At 41.0% G+C, this 26,178-nt stretch carries 21 protein-coding genes; 17 read left to right on the forward strand and 4 right to left on the reverse strand.

The window, feature by feature from the left end:
- The first annotated feature begins 24 nt into the window (after positions 1-24).
- Complete coding sequence (locus G631_RS0112785; RefSeq protein ID WP_026489789.1) at positions 25-1,071, forward strand: M42 family metallopeptidase; 1,047 nt, start codon at positions 25-27, stop codon at positions 1,069-1,071.
- A gap of 93 nt (positions 1,072-1,164) precedes the next feature.
- Here G631_RS0112785 and G631_RS0112790 read toward each other — a convergent pair whose 3' ends face one another.
- Positions 1,165-3,018 carry a GGDEF domain-containing protein gene (locus G631_RS0112790; RefSeq protein ID WP_026489790.1) on the reverse strand — a complete coding sequence of 618 codons (1,854 nt, stop codon included), beginning with the start codon at positions 3,016-3,018 and terminating at the stop codon, positions 1,165-1,167.
- A gap of 272 nt (positions 3,019-3,290) precedes the next feature.
- Between G631_RS0112790 and G631_RS0112795 the strand changes: the two genes are divergently transcribed.
- A complete protein-coding gene (locus G631_RS0112795; protein WP_026489791.1) occupies positions 3,291-4,661 on the forward strand; it encodes an MATE family efflux transporter in 1,371 nt (456 codons plus the stop codon).
- 130 nt (positions 4,662-4,791) lie between these two features.
- Here the strand turns inward: G631_RS0112795 and G631_RS0112800 are convergent, their stop codons facing one another.
- The 3 genes from G631_RS0112800 to G631_RS0112810 form a co-directional block, all read right to left on the reverse strand.
- Positions 4,792-6,624 (reverse strand): Rqc2 family fibronectin-binding protein, encoded by a 1,833-nt coding sequence (locus G631_RS0112800; protein WP_026489792.1) that lies wholly within the window; start codon positions 6,622-6,624, stop codon positions 4,792-4,794.
- 799 nt (positions 6,625-7,423) lie between these two features.
- On the reverse strand, positions 7,424-8,224 hold the full coding sequence (locus tag G631_RS0112805) for an alpha/beta fold hydrolase (RefSeq protein WP_026489793.1): 801 nt from the start codon (positions 8,222-8,224) through the stop codon (positions 7,424-7,426).
- Between the two features lie 74 nt (positions 8,225-8,298).
- Entirely contained in the window at positions 8,299-9,144 is an 846-nt protein-coding gene (locus tag G631_RS0112810; protein ID WP_026489794.1) for a MerR family transcriptional regulator, read from the reverse strand.
- 130 nt (positions 9,145-9,274) lie between these two features.
- Here G631_RS0112810 and G631_RS19165 point away from each other — a divergent pair, with 130 nt between their 5' ends.
- The 15 genes from G631_RS19165 (at position 9,275) to G631_RS0112885 (ending at position 26,178) form a co-directional block, all read left to right on the forward strand.
- Positions 9,275-9,502 (forward strand): acyl carrier protein, encoded by a 228-nt coding sequence (locus G631_RS19165; RefSeq protein ID WP_051197229.1) that lies wholly within the window; start codon positions 9,275-9,277, stop codon positions 9,500-9,502.
- Between the two features lie 32 nt (positions 9,503-9,534).
- Positions 9,535-10,470 (forward strand): enoyl-[acyl-carrier-protein] reductase FabK, encoded by a 936-nt coding sequence (fabK, locus tag G631_RS0112820; protein ID WP_026489795.1) that lies wholly within the window; start codon positions 9,535-9,537, stop codon positions 10,468-10,470.
- A 38-nt stretch (positions 10,471-10,508) separates the two neighbouring features.
- Positions 10,509-11,441, forward strand: a complete 933-nt coding sequence (locus tag G631_RS0112825; RefSeq protein WP_026489796.1) for an ACP S-malonyltransferase — start codon at positions 10,509-10,511, stop codon at positions 11,439-11,441.
- Positions 11,434-12,174 carry a 3-oxoacyl-[acyl-carrier-protein] reductase gene (fabG, locus tag G631_RS0112830; RefSeq protein WP_026489797.1) on the forward strand — a complete coding sequence of 247 codons (741 nt, stop codon included), beginning with the start codon at positions 11,434-11,436 and terminating at the stop codon, positions 12,172-12,174. The genes G631_RS0112825 and fabG overlap by 8 nt, the downstream gene beginning before the upstream one ends.
- Positions 12,167-13,405, forward strand: a complete 1,239-nt coding sequence (fabF, locus tag G631_RS0112835; RefSeq protein ID WP_026489798.1) for a beta-ketoacyl-ACP synthase II — start codon at positions 12,167-12,169, stop codon at positions 13,403-13,405. Before fabG ends, fabF begins: the two co-directional genes overlap by 8 nt.
- 17 nt (positions 13,406-13,422) lie before the next feature.
- Positions 13,423-13,857: an acetyl-CoA carboxylase biotin carboxyl carrier protein gene (locus tag G631_RS0112840; protein ID WP_035789814.1), complete on the forward strand. Its 435-nt coding sequence runs from the start codon at positions 13,423-13,425 to the stop codon at positions 13,855-13,857.
- Positions 13,854-14,279, forward strand: coding sequence for a 3-hydroxyacyl-ACP dehydratase FabZ (fabZ, locus tag G631_RS0112845; protein ID WP_026489800.1), 426 nt, complete (start codon positions 13,854-13,856; stop codon positions 14,277-14,279). The genes G631_RS0112840 and fabZ overlap by 4 nt, the downstream gene beginning before the upstream one ends.
- A gap of 1 nt (position 14,280) precedes the next feature.
- A complete protein-coding gene (locus G631_RS0112850; protein WP_026489801.1) occupies positions 14,281-15,609 on the forward strand; it encodes an acetyl-CoA carboxylase biotin carboxylase subunit in 1,329 nt (442 codons plus the stop codon).
- Position 15,610: 1 nt separating this feature from the next.
- A complete protein-coding gene (locus G631_RS0112855; protein ID WP_026489802.1) occupies positions 15,611-16,447 on the forward strand; it encodes an acetyl-CoA carboxylase carboxyltransferase subunit beta in 837 nt (278 codons plus the stop codon).
- Positions 16,448-16,486: 39 nt separating this feature from the next.
- Positions 16,487-17,242 carry a carboxyltransferase subunit alpha gene (gene accA / locus G631_RS0112860; RefSeq protein ID WP_026489803.1) on the forward strand — a complete coding sequence of 252 codons (756 nt, stop codon included), beginning with the start codon at positions 16,487-16,489 and terminating at the stop codon, positions 17,240-17,242.
- 45 nt (positions 17,243-17,287) lie between these two features.
- Complete coding sequence (locus tag G631_RS0112865; RefSeq protein WP_026489804.1) at positions 17,288-18,964, forward strand: AMP-binding protein; 1,677 nt, start codon at positions 17,288-17,290, stop codon at positions 18,962-18,964.
- Between the two features lie 113 nt (positions 18,965-19,077).
- Positions 19,078-20,577 carry a tagaturonate reductase gene (locus G631_RS0112870; RefSeq protein ID WP_026489805.1) on the forward strand — a complete coding sequence of 500 codons (1,500 nt, stop codon included), beginning with the start codon at positions 19,078-19,080 and terminating at the stop codon, positions 20,575-20,577.
- Positions 20,578-21,136: 559 nt separating this feature from the next.
- The gene (locus tag G631_RS0112875) at positions 21,137-23,413 is read left to right on the forward strand and encodes an ABC transporter substrate-binding protein (RefSeq protein WP_026489806.1); all 2,277 of its coding nucleotides are present in this window, start codon (positions 21,137-21,139) and stop codon (positions 23,411-23,413) included.
- 181 nt (positions 23,414-23,594) lie between these two features.
- A complete protein-coding gene (locus G631_RS0112880) occupies positions 23,595-25,172 on the forward strand; it encodes an ABC transporter permease (RefSeq protein ID WP_026489807.1) in 1,578 nt (525 codons plus the stop codon).
- A gap of 28 nt (positions 25,173-25,200) precedes the next feature.
- Positions 25,201-26,178 carry an ABC transporter permease gene (locus G631_RS0112885; protein ID WP_051197230.1) on the forward strand — a complete coding sequence of 326 codons (978 nt, stop codon included), beginning with the start codon at positions 25,201-25,203 and terminating at the stop codon, positions 26,176-26,178.

Raw genomic sequence — 26,178 nt, forward strand, 5'->3', positions numbered from 1 at the left:
TTTAGCAATAGGAGAGGAACAGATATGAAAAAAGAAAATCTTAAAAAGTACACGGATTTTATAGTAAAAGAGACTACGGATCTTTTAAACATTGATTCACCAACAGGCTATACGTCTGAAGCTGCTGACTGGGTAAAAAAGGAATTTGAAAAGCTGGGTTTTGAGGCTAAGCTTACCAATAAAGGCGGCGTGATCGTAGATCTTGGAGGAAAAGACAAAGAGAACGGACTATTACTTGAAGCACACACAGATACTCTTGGAGGCATGGTTGCTACTATAAAGTCAAACGGAAGACTTCAGCTTACTAATCTTGGAGGCATGAATCCAAACAATGCTGAAACAGAGAATGTAAGGGTAGTCACAAAGTTTGATGGCATCTATGAAGGCACATTCCAGCTAAACAACGCATCAATCCATGTTAATGGTGACTATGATGACACAAAGAGAACCTGGGAATCCTGCGAGGTTGTTCTTGATGAAGACGTTAAGACTAAGGAAGATACTGAAAAACTAGGAATTTCAGTTGGAGATATTGTCTGCTTTGAGCCTAATGTGAGAGTTACAAAGTCAGGATATATCAAATCAAGATTTCTTGATGACAAGTTGAGCGTAGGAATACTTCTTGGTCTTGCCAAATATATAAAGGACAATAAGATAACTCCAAAGAGAGCTCTTTATGCACATATTACAGTTTATGAGGAAGTTGGACATGGCGGATGTGGAAGCGTTCCAGAGGGTTGCACAGAAGCTATCTCAGTAGATATGGGATGTGTTGGAGAAGGCCTTACCTGTACTGAGAAACAGGTTTCAATCTGTGCCAAGGATAGCGGTGGTCCTTACAGCTATGAAATAGTAAAGGCACTTACCAAGGCTGCCAAGGATAGCGGCGCTGATTATGCAGTTGATATTTATCCTCATTATGGAAGTGATGTAGAGGCAACTCTTCGTTCTGGCAATGATCTTAGACATGGACTTATCGGTGCTGGTGTTTATGCTTCCCACGGATATGAGAGAAGCCATAGAGATGGAGCAGAGAATACATTAAGACTTCTTATCAAGTACTCTTTGTAATAAAAGAAAAAAGTAAAGCGCTACCTTTATTTTTGAGGAAGCGCTTTACTTTTATTCATTATTTTATTCATTATTTTTTCATTGTCAGGGTTCTTATTTTGGCGGATTCTTACGTCTTCGTTTCATAGCATACATATGCTCATCTGCATTACCAATCGCTTTACTTATATCACCATTGGATTCGTAGATTGAAGTGTGGGTTCCAATGCTGGCTGATACTCTAAAGCCCAGATCCTGACTTGCAGTTTGCAATTTCTCCTCTATATCTGCACAGATTTTTTCGATATCAACATCACCCACCATGAGAGAGAACATCTCATCACCACCAGCTCTTACGCAGATTGCATCATCAGGAACGGATTCCTTAAGGGCTGTTGCTACGGCTTTTATAGCACTGTCACCTGCCATGTGTCCCATATTGTCATTTATTTGCTTGAGTCCATCAAGGTCAAGCATGATTACATTTAGCATCTTACCCTTGTTATTAGTCTTGCTAAACAAGTCATTTACCTTTGAAATAAAGGCAAGCCTGTTGTAAAGTCCCGTTAGAGCATCATTTTCATACATTTTCTGGATCTTATCCCTAAGATATTGCTGATACTTGGTTACAACATATCCGCCGATACTCATCTCAAAACAGTTCGTGAGATTGGGAGTCTGATTATAATCTATCAGCATAGTTCTGGGATAGGAGTAGCATACAAAGCCAGGACATTTATCCAAATACACAAGACTGTTGAAGATAAGTGGCTGACCAATCTTCAGAATCTCGTCAAGGTGAGGGATAATCTCTGCTTCATTGTAGGGAAAAGACTTGTCGGAATCACTATAGGAGTCATATACAACAATTTTCTCCCCATCCTTTATATCATCATAGAAAAAATTGTGATCCATGTTAAAGCAGGATTTTTCTACTACAACCTGAGCATATTTGGCATGGTTTTCCTTGAGATACCTTATACTGTTTCCCAGCTCTTTTCCCATCATGAATTTAGAAATTACATTCTGATAAACATGTATTTCATCTTCGTGGTGGTAAAAGAGATTATTAAGTTCGCTGACTGTTGTAATTATATGATGATCTTCTCTGGGACAACCGCAGGACTCATTGGCTATAAAAATAGGTTTAACTTTCTTTTGCTTATTAGTTTTACCAGATAATACATCAAGGAGCGATTCCATAACGGCGTGAGCCATTTTTTCATTGTCACAGACTGCAGTAGTAATAGCAGGAGATGAAAGAAAGGCCTCGTCGATGCCATCAAAGCCTGAAACTATAATGTCTTCAGGAACTCTGATGCCGGCTTCGTTTAGCACATCGCAGACGTTGATGGCCATGATATCATTGGCACAGATGATAGAATCAGGGAGAACATCTCTTTTTAGCAGTTCATTAGTTGCAGCCCTGCAGGGAAGTGCCCAGAAATCACCATAGCTTACCATACTCTCATCAAAGGGCATGTTATTTTCAGCTAAAACCTTTTTGAACATATCAAGTCGCTCTTCGGAAAAAGCATTATTCTTGTGGCCTGCCATAAAATGCGGGCGCTTAACTTTGTGGAACTCTATAACGTGTCTTACAACCTGTTCAAAACCGCCGGCATAGTCATAACAAACAGAAGTAACGCCTTCATAATGGCCATCAACCACTATGACAGGTACTCCTGCTTTTTTTGCTTTATCTATTATGCCTTGAGTTACGCTTTTTACCTTGATCTTTTCATTCATGATAACTACGACATCGACTTTATCGTAGGGGATCAGGTTAAAGACCGCTGTTTCAGCTGACTCATTATTGGTGATCCCTATTTCGGAATTCATGGCATATATAAAAAGCTGGCAGTTGTTATCTGGCATCAGCTTACCAAGTTCAGACAGGAAGGTAAATTCCTGGGATTCATAGATTCTATATGTACATAGGGCAATTATCTTTTTACCGTTGATCATCTCTTATAACCCCTCAAAACTGTACTAGAGCTTTTATTCTAAAACGAAAGCATAGCTAGCATTATCTATCATTTTATATACTTTTTATATTTATAACAATAGGATTATCTTGAACACTTTTGAGGCTATTGTGGGTTTGATGGTTGCAAATAGATAGCGCGCAATGTAAAATGTATCAGTGCCTCAGCTTTTGATAGCTAGAGGCGCTTATCTTGAGAAATAGGAGAATATCTGGTATGTAGGAATATGCTGCATATCTGACCAGTATAGGAATGAAAGATCATCTTTTAGCCATTAGAAATGGTGATAAATTAACTCTTAGAGAAGAAATCCTATTGATAATAAGGCTGTCTTTGCCGGCAATCCTGGCTCAGTTATCATCGGTTATCATGCAATATATAGATGCCTCAATGGTAGGACATCTTGGCCCTAATGAATCTGCAGCTATCGGGCTTGTAACCAGCACAACATGGCTTATTGGAGGCCTTATGACGGCTGCCAGCATGGGCTTTACTGTTAGTGTCGCTCACAAGATAGGAGCCAGAGATGAAGCTGGAGCAAGAGCCATTGTTAAGTGGGGGCTATTGTGTGTCCTTGGCTTTGGCCTTGTTCTTATGACTATATGCGTATCAATTAGCCAGTTTCTACCAACCTGGATGGGAGGAGCAACAGAAATAAGAAGAGACGCTTCAGCATACTTTTTGGTATATGCACTGACAATTCCTGTTCATGAGATGCTGTATATATCTCAGGGCATGATACAAAGTAGCGGAAATATCAAGGTCCCAAGTATACTAAGCGTCATAATGTGTGGCCTTGACGTACTCTTTAACGCACTGCTGATACCGGTTCTGGGTGTTGTGGGCGCAGCCCTTGGTACCTCAATATCAATCATTGTAACCACCATAGTTATGATGTACATATTACTGGTTAAGTCTCCAATGCTTCATATTTTGGGGAGAAAAGAAAAAGAGAAGTCTTCATTTTCCTCTTTTGCAAGAAGTGATATACCTCACGCCCTTAAGATAGCTATTCCTGTAGCCATAGATAATATAATCATGGGCTTTGCTTATGTGGCATTTACAAGGATCGTTTCCCAGTTTGGAACTGAGGCGGTTGCCGCTAACTCTTTTTCCATTACAGCAGAGAGCCTTTGCTATATGCCTGGCTTTGGAATCGGTGTAGCTGCGACTACAATCGTAGGACAGTGTATAGGAGCAAGGAGAAGAGAAGAGGCCAGGCGCCTTGGCTGGATGTGTGTGATCCTGGGCATGGTTGTTATGGGCTTTAGCGGATTTTTGATGTGGGTGTTTGCTCCGCAGATGATAGGAATATTGTCACCAGATCCTACTATAAGAGCCCTTGGAACAGAAATACTCAGGATTGAAGCTTTTGCTGAATTGTTCTATGGGGCAGCAATTACTGCAGCCGGAGTATTTAGAGGGGCAGGTGAAACCCTTCTATCAAGCGTTCTAAACCTCGCAAGCGTATGGGTTGTCAGAATCCCTCTGGCAATATTCCTTGGATCAAGGTATGGTCTTAAGGGCGCATGGATTGCTATGTGCACAGAACTGTGCGTAAGAGGACTCTTATTCCTTACAAGAATGCTCCTATGGAATAAGAGAAAAAAGATATCTAATTAAAGTAAGCTCCGCTATGAGTGAGACTTTGGTCTTTATCATAGTGGAGCTTTTTAATGATTGATATGAAATATGTCAGCTGAGCTGAACATTTGCTTGGATATAATTATGAATTTCATCAGTTGAGTATGAATTAGTCACTGATAAGTTTAAGTGCAGAGATATCAGGTGCGATAGCCATGGAGTAGTTTGTGTAATATACAACAAATCCGGGCTTGGCGCCTCCTGGCTTTTTAACCTCTTTTCTCTGTACGTAGTCTATTTCAACTTTTTCCTGGACCTTTCCCTTAGAGTAGAAGGCAGCAAGGGCTGCAGCCTCTTCAAAGGCCCTGTCTGGAACTTCTTTACCCTTAGTTATAAGAACTACGTGGGATCCGGGAATCTTTTTGGCATGGAACCACCAATCGCCACCGTTAGCAGTTTTAAAGGTAAGTTCATCATTCTGAATATTATTTTTTCCAACGAATATATCAAAACCATCGCTTGATAGATAGTGGAATGGTTTACTTGTAATCTTTTCACGGCGGCCGTTTTTGCCAGAAAAGTGCTGCTTGATGTAGCCGCTCTGTGCAAGCTCTAGCTTGATCTGTGATAAGTCTTCTTCCTTCTGGGCTATCTCAAGAGCAGTCTGAATGGACTCAAGCTGGTCAATAGCCTCTTTTGTTTCCCTCATCTGCTCATCTAAGGCTTCAGCAGTTCTCTTTAGCTTTGTATATTTGTCAAAGTACTTCTTGGCATTCTGAGAAGGCGTAAGAGTAGGATCAAGAGTTATAGTTACATCTTTGCCAGTGTTATAGTCATTTACAGTTATTTTTTCTGCTCCGGGCTCAGCGCTGTAGCCGTAAACTGTAAGAAGCTCTCCATATACTCTGTATTTGTCCTTTTTCTCGCTGTCTTTCATCTGCTTGAGCTGAAGGTCGTACTTGCGGACATTTCGCTCAAGGGCAGTCTGAACAATCTTTCTAAGATCAACAGATTTCTGGCGGATACGGGTAACGACATTCTTTTCAGCGTAGTAATTCTGAAGAAGAGTAGAAATATTCTCAAAGAGAGTGTAATTATATCCGCCATTAGTTCCTTTGCTATTTACATCTATATCCTGCGACTTTTCAGCATTCTCTGAAACACCGTACAATGTCAGCGGAATAGAGCAATACTCCTTTGGAGCATCATTTTCATAAATTATGGCTGGAGTAAAAGAGCCATTTCGAACAAGCTCCATTACATCATTAAATGCTCTATATACAGCTATAGATTCAGTAGTATCAAGCGCAATTGCAGATTTGTCTGCATCAACGCCGCTTCTATAGCAGATTTCCTGAGCTACGATAGGAGAAAGTCCTGTATAGCTTGAATAAATAGCCTTAAATAAAGGCATCCCCTTACTCAGGACACAGCTTGAAAACTCATCAGCAGTTGTAGTAAGAGGATTAGCCTTATCCTGAGAAGGAATGAAGTATTCCCTTCCTGGAAGAACCTCTCGTACAGAGCTTACAGAAGCAGGAATATGCTTGATACTATCAATTATAATATTATTTTCATCTGTAAAGATTATGTTACTATATTTGCCCATTATCTCTATGAGAAGAACCTTATGCCTTAGATCACCCATTTCATCTAAGTGTTCAACCTCAAACCTGATGATTCTCTCAAGTCCTCCTGGCTGAGTTATGGACATGATCCTTCCATTTTGGATATGCTTTCTAAGGAGCATGCAGAAATTGGGAGCTGTCATAGGAGAAGCCTTAGTCTCATCCGTTAAATAAGTAAGTGGGAGAGACGCATCAGCTGACAAAACCAGCTTAACCTGCTTAATCCCAAACTTCTCTGCATTCTCATACGAAAGCTTAACCGTAATAAAAAGCTCATCACTTTCAGTCTGAGCAATCTTATATATACGACCACCAACCAAGTAGTCATTAAAATCTCTAGTCAGATTTGCAATTGTAATTCCATCAAAAGCCATAACACTAAAACCTCATCAACAAAAATTACCGCCTGCGACCCAATCGCCGCCACGCTATCACCTAGCATCTTATTCTACACTATAATCCTCACCTCTACAAATAAACGCCTTTCAAACGCCCACATTTTTTCAGCTTTCCATAAGCCGATTACCAGGGGCCTCTTGTTCAGAAAGATTTTTTTGTCGGTTCTCTCGCTGGGATTTAAGGCATTCCCAAAGATGCCCCAAAATCCTACGAATTAAACTCGGCTCTTCCTGGAACTTCTTAGGCGGGTGGATTTAATACTCGCGAGCGTTAGCAAAAAGTGCCATTTTCTAATGCTCCCAAAGCAGCCTTTCCCGCGCATGCGAAGCGTTGTTTGAAGCAGGACGTGAAAGAATCATATAAAGGAAAATGCCATTTGGCGCATCGCGCCATAAAGAAAAGAGAAATCACTCTTTCAAGCTAGCTTGAAGAAGTTGATTTCTCTTTTCTTGTTACGCCCGCTGTGCGGGCTATGGCATTTTCTTTTGTTTCTTTTTATACACGTCCTGCAAGTTTTCGCTGCAGCATGCGCATTGAAAGAAAGGCTGCGGGAGCATCTGAGAAAATGCGCACTTTTTGGTCGCGAGCGAGATTAAATCTCTTGCCGTAGGAGGCCAGGACGAGCCTCGAACAGGTAATTCGTAAGCAGGATTTTGGGACACTTTGGGATAGCTCTTAAATCCTCAGCTCTTTCTTACGCCCAAAAAATCTTTCTTGAACAGCGAGGCCCCCTGGTATGTTTACTGAAATTAGTGAAAAAATGTGTGCGTTTGGTCAGCCCTTCAGGAAGGTGAGGATGCGATCGCGGTAGTCGGGGGCGGTGTCGAAGGCGGCGTGGCCGTAGCCGATGTACATGAAGAGCTTGAAGTCGGGGCGGTAGTCCAGGTTCTCGGCTATCTCCATGGTGGCATCGCTGTCAAGAACTTCGTCTTCGAAGACGCCCATGGCAAGAGTTGGGCACTGGATCTTCTTGAGGTCAGAAGAGATGTCAAAACCAATTATGGCACTTGCCAGGATTACAAAGCGTTCGAGATCCTTGGTGGTTACTGTGTTACTGATGTCATTGAAGTAGTCTGCGTATTCTGAGTAGATTTCTGGCGGATAGATCTCTTTGGCAAATTTCTGGTAGAGAGAGTGGGCATCACAATTTTTTGCTAGTTCGATCCAGCTCTCTAGCACCTTTGCCTGTGCTGGCCTTATGTGAGATGAAGTTGAACCAAGAACAAGCTTTTCTACAAGATCAGGATAGTTAATGGCAATTACCATAGCTATCATTCCCCCTTGGGAGGCTCCGAAAATACTCACCTTAGAAAGGCCAAGAGACTTGATAGCTTCTGCTGTATCTTTTGCCATATCAATAATAGAGTAGCCTTCTGGAATATCACTTCTCCTGTCAAAAACATAAACAGTAAAATCGTCCTCCATCATCTGATACTCAGCTGCTACTGTATTGGCTGCCCCCATAACACTCTGGATACTAAGTCCAGGTATGATAACAAGATTTCTTTTTCCATTTCCAAACTTGAAATAATCCATGGAAAAATCCTGTGTTACAACTTTACTTACTTCTGTCATTTATTATTTTCCTCCGTCATAAGAAATAAATCCATTTATATATACGAATAAATGGATGTTCCGGCAATCTATCCTCATTCAACGCAGATAAACAGGTACTTAAAGTAGGTGTGCTGTTTTTCTTTATCGTACAGGTTTATAAGACTTACGATGTACAGGTCAGAAAGCGGTTTGAGATCATGTCTCTTTATATAGGATACCATCTTTTGGTACTGCTTTTCTATGTCTGATGGACCATGTTCATGGTAACAGGCAACAATCTTATTGCTTGGAAGAAATTTTGAGTCCTGATTATCGGCAGGGAGGAAAGACAAGCTTACTATGCTGTTGTAGACATATCTCTTTTTCAAAAGATTATCATAGCTAATGGTTACACCCGTTGGAAAGTTAGACAGAGTCTCATTTCCAGCAGCTTTACTAAGATGCACGGAGATATCTTTTGCTATATCAGCAGTGTGGTATGCGTTGTCACTGTTTCTGATAGGCGTGGATGAGACACTGATGTCGGGAGCTATGTCTTCATAGATTTTATTATAGCCGTGTTCCTCACAGGTATTTAAGATCCACATACCAAGGTGAAGGGCGCTTATTTTTTTATTTATTAAAAAGAGCTCCCTCTGCATATCCAGGATTTTGGCATTTGCAAGCCTTGTTATGGCTTCCTTGGAGGATGAGTGGATTGTCTCTTTTATTTCCTGAAGAGAGCATCCGGCCTGCCTCATGGTGGTTATAAAGAAAAAAGATCCAATCTGAGAAGCGGAATAATAGTGATAGCCGTTATTTTCATCAACCCTTGGTATTATTATTTCCTGCTCATAATAGTGCCTTAAGGTGTCCCTTGTAGTTCCGCATAATTTCGCGAATTGTCCAACTGATAATGAATATTCATTCTTGTCGTCTTGGAAACTATGTTTTGCCATAATAAAAAACCTCATGGATTCTAAAAAATTGTTCTTGACCTGGGGGTAACCCCCAAGATTATTGTAACAAAGAAATGAATTATTTCATAGAAAAATCAAACAAAAAAACATACATAAAAGGAGACAAAAAATGAAGGACGTAAAGGCAGTAATAGTAAGGATCATCGCAGAGTATCTTGATAAGGAGGAGTCAGAGATTTCAACAAGCGCATCTTTTTCTGAGATTGGACTTGATTCACTGGACATCATGGAGCTTGTAATGCAGATGCAGGAAGAACTTGATTGCAAGATCGAGCTTTCACAGGATGTTACAAATATTGATAAGCTCACAGCCCTTATCGAGACATCAAATTCTTAATACGTATATTTGCTGTTTGCTTGGAGGAGAATATGGAAAAAAATCCTGTATGTGAAATGCTAGGTATTCAGTACCCGGTAATTCAGGGCGGAATGGCCTGGATTGCAGATGCTGATCTTGCTGCGGCTGTATCAAATGCTGGCGGACTTGGGCTTATAGCAGCCATGAACTCAAATGGAGAGCAGCTGCGAGCCCAGATAAAAAAGGCCAAGGAATTAACTGATAAGCCCTTTGGTGTAAATCTGATGCTCATGAGCCCATATATTGAGGAGGCTGTAGATGTTGTATGCCAGGAAAAGATAAAGGTTGTTACAACAGGTGCAGGCAACCCTGCCAAATATATGGACAAGCTCATTTCTAATGGAGTTAAGGTTATCTGCGTAGTTGCCAGCGTAGCCCTTGCAGTTATGGTAGAGCGAATGGGGGCATCTGCTGTAGTTGCAGAAGGATGCGAGTCAGGAGGCCACGTTGGAGATACAACTACAATGGCCCTTGTGCCTCAGGTTGTTGATGCTGTCAGTATCCCTGTCATTGCGGCAGGAGGAATTGCTGATGGAAGAGGAATGGCTGCAGCATTTATGCTGGGAGCAAAGGCAATTCAGATGGGAACAAGATTCCTTACAGCCAAGGAGTGTAATGTCCATCCAAATTATAAGGAAAAGGTATTAAAGGCCAAGGACAGAGACACGATAGTTACTGGAAAGAGCCTGGGACACCCTGTAAGAGCCCTAAAAAATTCCATGACAAGAGAGTTTTCGTCCAAGGAAAACGATGGAGTAACTACAGCTGATGAGCTTGAAAAGATGGGAGCAGGAGCACTTAGAAGAGCTGCTGTTGATGGGGATGTAAAGACAGGCTCTTGTATGTGTGGGCAGATTGCAGGCCTTGTTAAAGAAGAAGGAACCTGCAAGGAAATAATCACATCAATTACAGGCGAGGCAGAAAAACTTTTAAAGATAGCTATATGAGTCTTTGACAACAGTCATTTCATATTTGCGGAGGAAGTATGGGAAAAATTGCATTTATATTTTCTGGTCAGGGAAGTCAGTTCCCGGGAATGGCCAGAGATTTATATGAGAATATTCCGGCGGTCCATGATTTTTTTGGAGTAGCTGAGGCCATAAGGCCAGGAACAATTATACAGATGCTAAATGGCACAGAAGAGGAGCTAAAGGAAACTAAAAACACACAGCCTTGTCTTTTTCTTGCTGACATTGCAGGAGCTCTGGCCCTTGAAAGTGCCGGAATCCATCCTGACGTGGTGGCTGGCTTTTCACTGGGAGAAGTAGTAGGAATGGCAGTTTCTGACACACTTTCCAAGGAAAGCGCCTTTAAGCTTGTCTGCAAAAGAGCCCAGCTCATGCAGGAAGCCTCTAAAAAACACAAAGGCACCATGGTTGCAGTTATGGGAATGGATAAAAAGGCTCTGGAAGTTCTTTGCGATGAATTTAAAGTTTATCCTGTCAACTATAACTGCCCTGGTCAGATTGTTGTCTCGGGCTCTAGTTCTAATATGGAAGCTTTTAAAGAAAAACTTACTGGTGAGAAGATCAGGTTTGTGCAGCTAAATGTCAGCGGATCATTCCATACACCATATATGCAGGAGGCTTCAGAACAGCTTAAAGAAGAGGTTCTTGATAACAATGTATACAAGGTAAATGAGAAACACAGACCTGTTTACGCCAATAAAACTGCAAGGTTATATCCTGAAAATAAAGACCAGATCTTAGATCTTTTGACTGAGCAGATATCAAACAGCGTAAAGTGGGAGGAAACCCTTCTTAATATGGCAGAGGATGGCGTTGACACCTTTATAGAGTGCGGGCCAGGAAAGACCCTTTCTTCCTTTGTAAAAAGAACTGTCAAAGGCGCCAGAATCTACAATATCTGCGATCTAGAATCTCTTGAAAAAATTAAAAAGGAACTAAATTATGCTTAAAGGAAAAGTTGCCGTTGTTACAGGCGGCAGTAGAGGAATCGGAAAAGCTATTGCAGAAAAGTTTGCTGAAAATGGGGCGAATCTTGCAATCATCGCAACAAGAGCCACAGAGGAAGCCAAAAAGTTTATTGAAGAGCTTAAGGAAAAAGGCGTTGATGCAAGGCTCTATACCTGTGATATCAAGAATCCCGAAGAAGTTGAGAGCGCAGCAGAGGAAATTACAGCAGACTTTGGAGGCGTAGATATTCTTGTAAATAATGCCGGAATAACAAGGGATAATATCCTGCCTTCTCTTTCAATAATGGATATCGGGGATGTAATTGACGTAAATCTAAAAGGAACAATGTTTGTCACCAGGTCTTTTATAAGACAGTTTGTAAGAAAAAAGAATGGAAACATTATTAATATCAGTTCTGTGGTAGGGCTTATGGGCAATAAAGGCCAGACCAATTACGCAGCTTCAAAGGCTGGAATCATTGGTTTTACCAAGTCTGTAGCAAAAGAGTACGGAAGAAAGAATATAAGATGTAATGCAGTTGCCCCGGGCTTTATAGCTACAGATATGACTGACAAATTAAGTCCTGAGCAGGTTCAGGAAATAAATAAGCAGATCACTTTGGGAAGGCTTGGAAGCCCTTTAGATGTGGCAGAACTGGTTCTTTTCCTTGCTTCTGACAGATCATCTTATATCACAGGAGAAGTTATAAAGGTTGATGGAGGAATGTATGTGTAGAGTTGTAGTTACGGGGCTTGGAGTTATTTCACCTATAGGAAATGACATAGAGACCTTTTGGGACAATATAAAAAATGGAAAATGCGGAATCGGAAAGATTGAGAGATTTGATGCTTCAAGGCTCAAGGTAAGTCTTGATGCGGAGGTCAAGGATTTTGAACCCAAAAAGTATTATGAGTCCATGCAGGAAATCAGAAAGTCAGATCTTTTTATGCAGTATGCCATGGGAGCTGCCAGGCAGGCAGTTGAGCAGAGCGGGATCCTTGATGGCGACCTTGATAAGGAAAGATTTGGAGTATATGTGGGCTCTGGCATTGGAGGCATCAATTCAACTATCAGGGAAAACAATAAGCTTAATGATAAGGGACCTGATTTTGTATCACCATTTTTTGTGCCCATGATGATCAGCAACATGGCAGCTGGAGCTATTTCTATAAAGTTTGGAGCAAAAGGCCCTACACTTCCGGTAGTTACAGCCTGCGCGACGTCGACCCACACAATTGGAGAGGCATATAGAGCAATAAAGCATGGCTATGCCGATGCAATAATTGCAGGCGGAGCAGAAGCTTCTATCAATGAACTTTCAATGGCTGGCTTTGTAAATTGTCAGGCGCTTAACCTTTCCGAGAATCCAGAAGAAGGAAGTCTCCCCTTTGATAAGAGAAGAGGCGGTTTCGTTATGGGTGAGGGTGCCGGGATCCTTGTTCTTGAGGAATATGAGCATGCCAAAAAGCGCGGAGCAAGGATCCTGGCGGAAGTGACAGGATACGGAAACACAGCGGATGCGTATCATATCACTGCTCCAGACCCAGAGGGAAGCGGCGCCATAAGAGCCATAAAGAGTGCTACAGAAGAATCCGGCATAAAGGATTGTAAGAGTCTATACATAAATGCCCATGGAACAGGAACTCATTTAAATGATGCCATGGAGACCAAGGCAATAAAGGCAGTTTTTGGCAAGGGTGCCTATGACATCCACATAAGTTCAACAAAATCCATGACAGGACACATGATGGGAGCAACTGGCGCAGTTGAAGCCTTGGTTTCTGTACTTGCTCTGGAAAATGGGATCGTACCACCAACTATCAATTACAAGGAAAAAGATGAAGAGTGTGACCTTGATTACACTCCAAACAAGGCACTTAGCGCTGACCTTAAATATGCCATCAGCACATCTCTTGGTTTTGGAGGCCATAATGCCTGCCTTGCATTTAAAAAGTTCGATGAGTAAAGGATGGTGCATTCATTATGAGTTTTTTAAAGGAGTATGTTGAAGTCTTTAAAGAGCTGGATTTAACTGAACTGTGCGTTGAGGCAGAGGGCCTTAAGATAAGCATGTCAAGGAATAAGCCTGTGGCCACATCTGTCGTCTCTGTCAGGGAAAATGCCGCCTCCTGCGTAGAAAAGAGCGCAGCTGATAAAGAGGACAAAACTGAGGATTTGGATGAGGCAGCTAGCAAATCAAAAGTAAAATCACCCCTTCTTGGAGTCTTTTACGGAGAGGTAAATGGCAGAACATTTACAGAAGGCGATGCTGTCAAGAAAGGCGATGTTCTGTGCAGTATCGAGGCTATGAAGATGATGAATGAAGTTAAGGCGCCTGTAGATGGCGTTATATCAAAGATTGGAGCCAAGGAGGGAGACCTGGTTGAGTATGATCAGGTTCTTTTTGAAATAGCATGAATAGAGAAGAGATAAAAAAAATCCTGCCTCACAGAGAGCCAATGCTTCTATTAGATGAGGTGGTCCTTAATGAAGATGGAAGTGCAACTGGCTATTACAAGGTAAGGGGAGATGAGTTCTTTTTACAGGGACATTTCCCCAATAATCCAATAGTTCCAGGTGTCATACAGTGCGAGATGATGGCTCAGTCAGCCTGTGCTTTGTTTGAAGAAGAAATGAAGGCAGGGACACTACCAGTCTATACAGGCCTTGATAAGGTCAGATTTAGAGGCATGATCCACCCTGGAGATCAGATAAAGATTGATGTAAGTCTTGTAAGGAAAAGCCATCCTCTGTATGCCCTAAAGGGCGTAGTGTCCGTGGATGGCAAAAAATGTATGAGCGGCGATTTTTCTTTTGCGATAATATCGGAGGAAAACTAAGGTGTTTGACAAGATCCTAATTGCAAATCGTGGTGAAGTTGCAGTCAGAGTAATTAGAGCCTGCAAGGAAATGGGTATAAAGACAGTTGCTGTGTTTTCAGAGGCTGACAGAGATGCCCTGCATGTGAATATGGCAGATGAGAGCTACTGCATCGGAGGAGTCCGCTTAAAGGACAGCTATCTTAATATGGATGCTATTCTTACGGTGGCTTTGGAGACACATTCAAAGGCAATACATCCAGGATACGGAATGCTCTCTGAAAATCCCGAATTTGCAAGAAAATGCGCCGACAATGGCCTTACTCTTATAGGCCCATCTTCCGAAGTTATGGAGCAAATGGGACAAAAAGAGATGGCAAGAGCAATTGCTATAAGTGCTGGAGTTCCTGTTACTCCGGGAAGCGATATCCTTGATAATGCCCAGATGGCCCATGAAGAAGCTGGGAAGATTGGTTACCCTGTTATCTTAAAGGCGAGATCTGGCGGCGGAGGAAAGGGAATCCGCATAGTAAGAACCCCGGAAGAACTAGATAACGCCTTTGAACTTGTAAAAAAAGAAGCAGCCAGCTCTTTTGCTGATGATGCCATATTCATGGAAAAATACCTTGAAAATGTGAAGCATGTTGAAGTGCAGATTCTTGCTGATAAAAAGGGCAAGGTAGTTATTTTAGGAGACCGCGACTGCTCAGTACAGAGAAAGAACCAAAAGCTCATAGAAGAGTGCCCTGCACCTGTTTTATCAGACAAGCTCAGAAAAGAAATGTATGAGGCTTCAACAAGACTCACAAAGAAGGTTGGCTATGTCACAGTGGGAACAATCGAATTTCTGGTAAAAGGAGATTTGTTTTACTTCATGGAGATGAATACAAGGCTTCAGGTTGAGCATTCTGTAACAGAGATGGTTTCAGGAATTGATATTGTGGAATGGCAGATTAGAACTGCTGCAGGAATGGATATTAGCTTTGAACAAAGTGATGTTTATTCTGGGAATCACGCCATAGAATGCAGAATCTGCGCTGAAAGCTCCAAGGACTTTAAGCCATCAACAGGGACAGTTAAGATGCTCCATGTTCCAGGGGGAGTAGGAGTAAGGTTTGATTCAGCTCTTTATACAGATTACAAGGTTCCGCCCTTTTATGATTCAATGCTGGGTAAGCTTATAGTCTGCGCATCTACAAGGGATGGTGCCATCAGGAAGATGAAGAGCGCCCTGTCTGAGTTTGTACTTGTGGGAGTTGATAACAACAGAGAAATGCATATGAAGTTTATGGATAATAACAGATTTATCATTGGAAATTACGACACATCCATATGTCAGAAGGTTTTGTAAAATGGATTTAAAAAAGCTTTTTTTAAAAGCAAACAATGAGCTTGAAAGTGAAAATATAAGAACTAGAAGTAGAAGGATCACCTGCAAGAAATGTCAGACGCTCTCAAGCGTTTCTAAGATCAGGAAAAATAATTTTGTCTGCCCTTCGTGCGGATACTATTTTCCAGTAAGAGCAAGACGCAGAATACTTATGCTTACTGATAAAAGGAGCTTTGTGGAATTTGATGGCGACTTAGAATCAAGGAATATACTAGATTTTCCTGAATATGACGAAAAGCTAAAAGCTGCCAGGGAAAAGAGCAGAGAAAAAGAGGGCGTTATCTGCGGAGAAGCTCTGATTGGAGGAATTAGGACCTGCATTTTTGCCATGGATGGCAATTTTATGATGGGCTCTATGGGAGCAGTAGTTGGTGAAAAGATAACAAGACTCTTTGAATATGCAACTAAGAATAACCTTCCTGTTATAGGAGTGACCGTATCAGGAGGAGCCAGGATGCAGGAGGGAATGATATCCCTTATGCAGATGTCCAAGGTTTCAGCTGCAGTAAAGAGGCATAGTAACAGAGGACTCTTATACATAGTTCTTTTGACCAATCCTACAACAGGCGGTGTTGATGCAAGCTTTGCAATGCTTGGTGACATAACTCTTTCAGAGCCTGGCGCCAGGGTTGGCTTTGCGGGGCCCAGAGTTGTTGAGAAAACTTTAAAGACATCTCTTCCTGAGGGCTTTCAAAAGGCTGAGAGAGTTAAAGAGTGCGGCTTTATTGACCTTATTGTTGAAAGACATGAGCAAAAAGAAATACTGGAAAGACTTCTAAAACTCCACGGATACAAGTAGAGTTTAGTACTTTATTATCACAAGGAATAAAGAGAAAACATGACTGATATAGAAATTGTTAGAAACGCCAGAGGCATAGGCCGCAGGACTTCCATAGATTATATAGAGGGAATATTTACTGATTTTGTGGAACTTTCCGGTGACAGATTATTTGGTGACGACAAGGCTGTGATCGGAGGAATAGCATTTTTAAAAGATATCCCTGTAACCGTGATCGGTATTGAGAAAGGAAAAGACACAGGGGGCAGGATCAAACATAATTTTGGAAGCGCAAGGCCTGAAGGCTACAGAAAAGCTCTGCGCCTTATGAAACAGGCAGAGAAATTTAAAAGGCCTGTTATCTGCTTTGTTGATACGGCTGGCGCATTTTGTGATGCGGAATCTGAGGAGCATGGCCAGGGGCGGGCAATTGCTGAAAACTTATATGAAATGTCTGATCTTAAGACTCCGATTTTATCAATAGTTATAGGTGAAGGCGGAAGCGGAGGTGCTCTTGCTCTTTCTCATGGAGACAAAATATGGATGATAGATGACGCCTATTTTAGCGTGGTGTCTCCAGAGAGCTGCTCTAATATTTTATGGAAGACTACTGATAAGGCAGATGTGGCTGCCAGAGCCCTGGGACTTACAGCTCAAAAGCTTTATAGCCTGGGGATAATTGATAAGATCATAAAAAATTTGGATCCGGAGTATCTTTTGGAAGAAATCTATAAGGAAATAGTTGGGCTTTCTAAAAAGTCCTCCAAGGAACTTCTTGATCTACGATATGAGAAATTTAGAACAATAGGATATTAGAAAGGAATCCTTAATAGCCTTTTGCAGGGATTTGGTAAAGAAAAAATGGCGGGATTATATACCGAGTTTTATAAAGAGATTTTGGATAGTAATGGTAACATAAGTGACATAAGCTTTTCCTATGGCAGGAATTTCAACTTTGCTTACGACGTAGTTGACAGATATGCCTTGGAAGAACCTGGAAAAATAGCCCTTATACATAAGAGTACAGATGGAAAGGTAAGAAAATTTTCTTTTGCCGAACTAAAGAGACTATCAGATAAGGCAGCAAACATGCTTATGGATCTTGGAATCGGTAAAAAAGATAGCGTGATGCTTCTATTAAAAAGACGCTTCGAGTTCTGGATTTGCATACTTGCTCTTCACAAGCTGGGAGCCGTGGCTATTCCTACATCTCACATGGTTTCAGCTAATGATATAGCAGAGAGACTTTCCTTATCCGGGACTAAGGCTGTTATATGCGTTAATTCAGATGAAATCTGCCACAAGGTAAGTGATGCAATCAAAAATGCAGAAGGGAAGGCAAAAGATAAAGAAAAGATAGCGCAGATTGTAGTTGGAGATGAGTATAGCTCAGCTCTTATGTTTGATAAGCTTTTGGAAAAAGCCTCTGATAAACTTTTAAGGGTAGAAACAACAGTAGATGACCATATGCTCTATTACTTTACTTCTGGCACCAATGGTGCTCCAAAGGCCGTGATCCACGACTATTCTTACCCACTTTCACATATTTATACAGCTAAAAACTGGCATGGTGCTACTGATAAGGGTGTTCATCTTACTGTTGCAGACTCAGGATGGGCCAAGTCTGCCTGGGGAAAGCTCTATGGACAGTGGCTTGTTGGAACTGCGGTTTTGGTCTACGACTATGAACAGTTCTATGCCTGGGATATCCTGGAGCTTTTACAGGAGGAGAAGGTAACATCCTTTTGTGCGCCGCCAACTATCTATAAATATCTGGTTCTTGAGGATTTTAGTAAGTATGACCTGTCTTCTCTTAAGCAGGTTACAACAGCGGGAGAACCAATGCCCATAGAAGTATCACAGAAATTTACAGAAAAGACTGGACTTGTAATAAGGGAAGGCTTTGGACAGACAGAGACAGCCCTTCAGATATGTACGCCAGTAGGCAGAGAGCAGATTTCAGGATCTATAGGCATTGCCAGTCCTCTATACGATATAAGGCTTGTAGGTGAGGCTGGAAAAGAGGTCCCTGATGGGAGCGAAGGAGAAATAGTGATTTTCCCTAAAGATAAGTCCCAAAAGCCACTTGGAATCTTTAAGGGATATCTTGGAGATGAGGCACTTTATCAGGAAATATGGGATGAAGGAATATACCACACCAGGGACAGGGCTATAAAAGATAAAGATGGAAATATCTTTTTTCTTGGAAGAAATGATGATGTTATAAAATCCAGTGGCTACCGCATAGGCCCCTCGGAAGTAGAAGATGTGATAATGCTGCATCCAGCAGTTTTTGAATGCGCAGTCACTGGATTTCCTTCCAAAAACAGAGGGACTCTGGTAAAGGCCAGTATTATCCTTAATAAAGAATATGAACCTAGTCAGCAGCTATCAAATGAAATTCAGGATTTTGTAAGAGAGAGGGTTGCTCTTTACAAATATCCCAGAAAAATATGTTTTGTGGAGGAGCTTCCTAGGACAACAAATGGCAAGATAAGCAGGGCACTGATAAGAAAAATGGACTATCATCAAAATTAAATAAAATCAAAAATTACTATTGTAAACGCTTACATAAATATGATATAACATTATTAGTAAAAATTCGTTTTGAAGCGATTTGAAAGCGCTTACATTTTAGGAGGATTTTGATGATGGATTTATTAAACTATGATGTATTAGCTAAGTCTGGCTATGAGGGTTATGTATGCAAGGAGGCACCTGTAAGAGTTCTTCAGTTTGGTGAAGGCAACTTTATGCGTGCGTTTGTTGACTACTTTTTTGATATTAGTAATGAGAAGGCTGGCTTTAACGGCAAGGTAGCTCTTGTACAGCCTATCGAGATGGGACTTACAGAGCTTATTAACAAGCAGGAAGGTCTCTATACTTTGTATCTTCGTGGAAGCGAGAATGGACAGAAGGTTGATGCAAAGCGTGTTATCTCTGCTGTAGACTGCTGTCTTAATCCTTACAACAAGGCAGATTATGACAAGATGATGGAAATAGCTGTTTCTGATGAGCTTGACATCATTGCTTCTAATACAACAGAAGCTGGTATTAACTATGATCCAGCTTGTAACTTTGAAGATGTTCCAGCTGCAAGCTTCCCTGGCAAGCTTACACAGGTTCTTTTTGCAAGATACAAGGCAGGCAAGAAGGGCATAGTAGTTCTTTCCTGCGAACTTATTGACAACAATGGTAAAGAGCTCCTTAAATGTGTCAACCAGTACATTGACCAGTGGAAGCTTGAGGAAGGCTTCAAGACTTGGGTTAACGAGGAGAATATTTTCTGCTCAACTCTTGTAGACAGAATTGTTCCTGGTAGAATTCGTGATCCTAAGGAAGTGGAAGAGCTTGAGAAGATTAATGGCTATCATGATGAGCTTATTGATGTTGGCGAAATCTTTGGTGTATGGATCATTGAGGGACCAGAGGGACTTGAGGACAGACTTCCATTCAAGAAGGCTGGAGTTAATGTTCATGTTGTTCCTGATGTTATGCCTTACAAGCACCGCAAGGTTCGTATCCTTAATGGTGCACACACAGGCTTTGTTCTTGGCGCTTATCTTGCTGGATTTGATATTGTTCGTGATTGCATGCACAATGATAATGTTGCAGGCTTTATGAATAAGATGCTTAGCGAGGAGGTTATTCCTACTCTTGTAGATCACCTTGATGAGAACGATCTCAATGAGTTTGCTGCAGCAGTTAAGGATCGTTTCAATAATCCTTTTGTAAATCACGAGCTTATGTCTATTTCACTTAACTCAACAAGTAAGTGGAAGGCTAGAAATATGCCATCATTCCTTCAGTACATTGACAAGAACGGCAAACTTCCTGTATGCCTTACAATGTCACTTGCTGCTTACATCGCATTCTATTCAAGCGATGTACAGGAGCTTACAGATGCTGGCCTTGTATGTAAGAGACCTGCAGGCAATACTTATACTGTAAGTGATGACAGATGGGCTCTTGAGTTCTTCTATGATCACAGAAATGATTCAGAAGAGGACCTTGTTAAGACAGTTCTTTCTAATGAGAAGATGTGGGATCAGGATCTTAACAAGATTTCCGGTCTTACAGATGCTGTAATTGCAGACCTCAAGAAAATCCATACAGAGGGAGCAGAAGCTGCATACGCAAGCTGCTTATAATTTTTCTGATCATCTGATGTATTTAGTATGCTAATTGCTATTGCACTATAATATAGTAGGCATTGGCTTTTACTTTCAACTTCATATTTGTGTTTACGACAGCCTTTGGATGCAATCCGGAGGCTGTTATTTTTTGGCCTTAAATAAGCTTATCTTCGAAAAAAATTCAAAGTGAAATTAATGTAATTTTGTCTATAAACTTGACCAGAATCAATAACGATATTACAAAAATAAAAATTTTGTAAAAAAAGTGTAGCAAAATTAATCAATATGGTTTATTATTGTAACAACACATCACTTTAAACTGTTAAACTTTAACTTAACGAAAAGCGATCAGAAGCTATAAGTAATCGTTATAGTTTAATACCGAATCTTATATTGATTTATTTTAAGCTAGGTAGTATAATTGTATACAAGTTTGAAAATGGGTAAAAACAAAGACGTTTTTACGAATATTTCTAAGTGGGGAACATAATCTTTTGATAAAAAGTGCTATTTGGATCTTCACGATACAAGTAGCTATTTTTATATATTTTCTTATTACGAATGGAGGAAAATTATGAAGAAGTACAACAGAGTAATCGCCTTACTTGCTGCTACATCTATGTCAGCTTCTCTTTTAGCTGGATGTACTCAGGGACAGGCTCCTGCGACAGACACACCTGCTGCGCAGACAAGCGAATCTACAGACACAGCTGCAACAGAAGCTACAGAGGCTCCTGCAGAGACAGCTGAGGCAGATTCAGATTTACCAACACTTGTAGGAGTAGAAGAGGACACACGTCTTGCATGTGATGCATACTCAGAGCTTTGGAACGTTGATGGCTACCAGGAAGAGTCAACAACTGTTTACAACAGAATTCTTGGAGAGTTCAACGAAGAGTATCAGAAGTCACTCGAGACAGATAATATCTCTGAGCGTTACGCTCTTATGGCTTTAGCTGAAGGTAAGCTCCTTGGATCTGGTGTATTTATTCCACTTTCAACTCGTGGTGGTAACTATGCTGTTAGAAGACATATTCCTGGTTCTGTTACAACTACTCTTTGGGGAAATGATGAATATCGTATGCACAACGTAATCGCTGTTACTGATTTCATCGCTAAAGAGGATTATGTAGCACTTAAGGAAAAACTTGAAGAGCTTAAGGGAACTGGCACATACCAGGAAGAGGCTAAGAAGTATCTTGAAGAGAAGGGCTACACATTAACAGATACTTTCAACTATCCAAACACATCTGATGCTAAGACATGGGATGTTCTTGCAACATCAAGATCAGCTGATTCTGAGAAGCTTGTAAACCTCTATGATGGCCTTATGGAGTATGATGCTGAGAATGTTCAGCAGCCTGCTCTTGCAGAGAGCTATGAAGTTTCTGATGATGGACTTACATACACATTCCACATCCGTGAAGGTGTTAAGTGGGTTGATTCACAGGGAAGAGAAGTTGCAGATCTTACAGCCGACGATTTCGTAGCTGGTATGCAGCACATGATGGATGCTATGGGCGGTCTTGAGTACCTTGTACAGGGTGTTATCGCAGGTGCTAACGAGTATATCAATGGCGAGTCAACAGACTTCTCTACAGTAGGTGTTAAGGCAGTTGATGATTACACACTTGAGTATACACTTACTCAGGATACTCCTTACTTCCTTACTATGCTTAGCTACGGTGTATTTGCTCCTCTTTCAAGATCATACTATGAAGGACAGGGCGGACAGTTTGGTCAGGGAACAGGATCAGGTAACTATGGTACAGATCCAGACCACATCGCTTACTGCGGACCATTCCTTGTAACAAGTTACACAGAAGGCAACTCAATCGTTATGAAGGCTAACCCTTCATACTGGAACAAGGACAACCAGAACATTAAGACTCTTAACTGGGTATTTGAGGATGGTACAGATGTAACAAAGGCATACAATGACTGTCTTGCTGGAACACTTACATCTGTTGGTCTTAATACATCAACACTTGAGACAGCTAAGGCTGACGGTAACTTTGACAAATATGCAATTGTTACTGATACAGAAGCTACAACATTTTGTGGATTCATCAATACAAACCGTAAGGGATTCGCAAACTTTAATGACGCTACAGTCACAAAGTCTGAGAAGACTGTATGGGATGCACAGAGAACATTTGTTGCTATGCAGAACAAGGACTTCAGACTTGCACTTGTAACATCTCTTGACAGAGCTTCATACAACGCTCAGTCACAGGGCGAAGACCTTAAGCTTAACAACCTTAGAAACTCTTACACACCTGGTACATTTGTAACACTTCCTGAGGAAGTTACAGTTGATATCAATGGAACAGCTACAACATTTGCTGCTGGAACAAACTATGGTGAGATTGTACAGGCTCAGCTTGACGCTGATGGCGTTGAAGTTAAAGCTTGGGACGCTGCTGCGAACGATGGCGTTGGTTCATCTGATGGATATGACGGATGGTACAATACTACATATGCTAAGGCAGAGCTTGCAAAGGCTGTTGAGCAGCTTGCAACTCAGGGCGTTGAAATCTCCAAGGAGAACCCAATCCAGATCGACCTTCCTTATTTCTCAGGATCAGAGGTTTACACAAACAGAGCTAATGCTCTTAAGCAGTCTGTAGAATCATCACTTGACGGACAGGTTGTTATCAACCTTGTTAAGTGCGAATCTCAGGATGACTGGTTATACGCTGGATACTATCCAGAGTACGGATATGAGATGAACGCTGATATGATGGATGTTTCCGGATGGGGTCCTGACTATGGTGATCCTCAGACATATCTTGACACAATGCTTCCTGACTATGCAGGATACATGGTTAAGAGCCTTGGAGTATTCTAATTAGTACTCAATTCTGATTTGATTTGTAATAGGATATTGCAAATAAAATTGGAGAAAGTGGGAAATTCGTCTTCCCACTTTCTCCATTATGTTGTATAATGTTGTGGCTGTGTATTTATTAAATTTTCATAAACCACAAGATACAGCTATACAATAATATCTACCGCAAAGGGAAAAAGCTATGACTAAGTATGTATTGAAAAGACTATTGCATGGACTTGTTTCATCATTCGTTGTTGTTACTATTGTAATGATAATGATCTATACCATGCTGGACAGAAACCTGATCTTTGCTCAGGATAATGTCTTTAAGAACTATGGCAATAACGAGAAGACTGCCTACATGTACAGAAAGTGGGAGGAGTACGGATATCTTGACCTCCTTACATATCAGGATTATTTGATCATGCTCCAGGAACAGGGAGAACTTGATGAGGAGACCAGAGTTAAGGCTGCCTCAATTGGTAAGAAGCCTGAGAACGACAGTGAACTTACAGCAGAGTATGTTCAGAAGTTCCAGGAATATTGCGATGCCAACGGTTACACTGTAGTAAGATGTAACGCCATTATGGTATCACCCAAGAAATATGCTAACGGTGGAGCACAACAGCTCTTTGCGTCCAAGGATTATCCTATCACGCACAGACTGATCACATATATTACAAGCCTTTTTAATGTTGATAATATTCACTATGTTGATGAAAATATAGATATCGGAGAGAGGAAGATCACATTTACTCTCCATGATCCGGTTTATGGTGGCAATACATTTGCTCCAGCTATTATGGGTAACGGTACATATCACAAATACCTGTTATATGTAGATAAGCAGTTCCCATTTGTACATCAGAACCTCTTTACACTTAATCTTGGTAAGTCTTATGCAGTCAATCAGGGTATTGATGTATTTGATACAATGACCAAGAAACAGGGTTCATATGTAATGCAGACAACTACATTCCCTACAGGACTTACAGAGGAATCAGCTGATGATCTTCATACTGCTGTATTCTCTTATGGTTCTAGAGAGACCAACAAGGTTAACTCAGACAGATTCACAGATGACTACACAAGTGTTAATACTTTCAAGAATGGTAAGTCCAAGATTGGATATTCATTCTCTATTGGTATTATTGCAGTTCTTCTTATGTACCTTATTGGTATTCCGCTTGGAATTGCAATGGCAAGACACAAGGATAAGCTTATAGACAAGATTGGAACACTTTACATAGTATTTATTGTAGCTGTTCCTTCACTTGCTTATATCTTCCTGTTTAAGGCTATCGGTGGTAAGCTTGGCTTCCCTACTACATTTGATATTCAAGCTACCAGCAAGATGGTATATGTACTTCCTATTGTATCTCTGGCACTTAAGCCTATAGCTGATACAATGAAATGGCTTCGTAGATACATGATCGACCAGATGAATTCAGATTATGTCAAGTTTGCAAGATCTGGTGGTCTTACAGAGAGCGAGATATTTAGAAAGCACATTCTCAAGAATGCAGCTATTCCGATCATCCACGGCGTACCTGCTGGTATCCTGGGATCTATTGTTGGAGCTATTATTACAGAGCGTGTTTATGTAGTACCTGGTGCAGGTAACCTGCTTACAGTTGCTATTAACCAGTATGATAATGGTGTTATCGTTGGTGTAACACTTTTCTACGCAATTCTTTCAGTAGTAAGCATCATTGCTGGTGACGTACTTATTTCTATAGTTGATCCACGAATCAGCTACACAGGAAAAGCTAGGTAATATATTAAGTAGAACGGAGACAATGACAATGGAAAATAAAGATTCTCTTTTTACAGTAGAGGGAATGACAGATGAAGAGCTTTTTGCTCGCGTAGACCACAACAGTCTTGAGTCAGAGAAGATCACAGCTCCAAGATATTCATACTGGAGATCAGTATTTAGAGTGTTCTTCAAGAAAAAAGTAAATATAGTTATTCTTTCACTGCTTGCATTTATTATTTTGTTTGCATATATTTATCCATCACTTATAAGCTACGACAGGTTCGGAAATCTTCTGGATTCTACAGCCAAGCATCTTATGCCTGGCGCAGCTATGAAGAAGTTTGGATACAATATTCACTGGATACTTGGTTCTGGAGCTTCAGGACAGTCAACATTTGATGCTATCTGGACAGGTTCAAGAATATCAATTTCCCTGGCATTTATCTGCGCTGCCATCAATATGACGATTGGTGTTTTGGTTGGTGCTATTTGGGGATTCAGTAAGAAGATCGATATGTTTATGATGGAGGTTTACAACATCGTTGGTAACGTTCCTCAGATCCTTCTTATTTCAGTACTTGTACTTATCCTTTCACCAAGCTTCTGGTCAATGGTATTTGCACTTACTATTACTGGTTGGCTGTTTATTGCTTACTTCATCAGAACACAGGTTATCATTATCAGAGATAGAGAATATAACCTTGCCAGCAGATGCCTTGGAACACCTATTACAAGAATCGCAACCAAGAATATTTTGCCATTTATGACATCAGTTATTGTTACACTTCTTGCAGTTGAGATTCCTTCATACATTTCATATGAGGTATTCCTTGCTTATATCGGTATGGGTATGTCAGATATGTCTCTTGGTAGACTTATCTATGAAGCAGAGAGTGCTATGGTAACTCCTGGCTGGCAGTTTGAGTTCTGGAGCCCTGTAGTAATTGCTTCAATCATCACAGTTGCTCTTTATGTAACAGGACAGAATTTGGGCGATGCATCAGACCCTAGAACACATATGTAA

Origin of the sequence: Butyrivibrio sp. XBB1001 (genome assembly GCF_000424505.1) — a bacterium.
Taxonomy (GTDB): Bacteria; Bacillota; Clostridia; order Lachnospirales; family Lachnospiraceae; genus Butyrivibrio.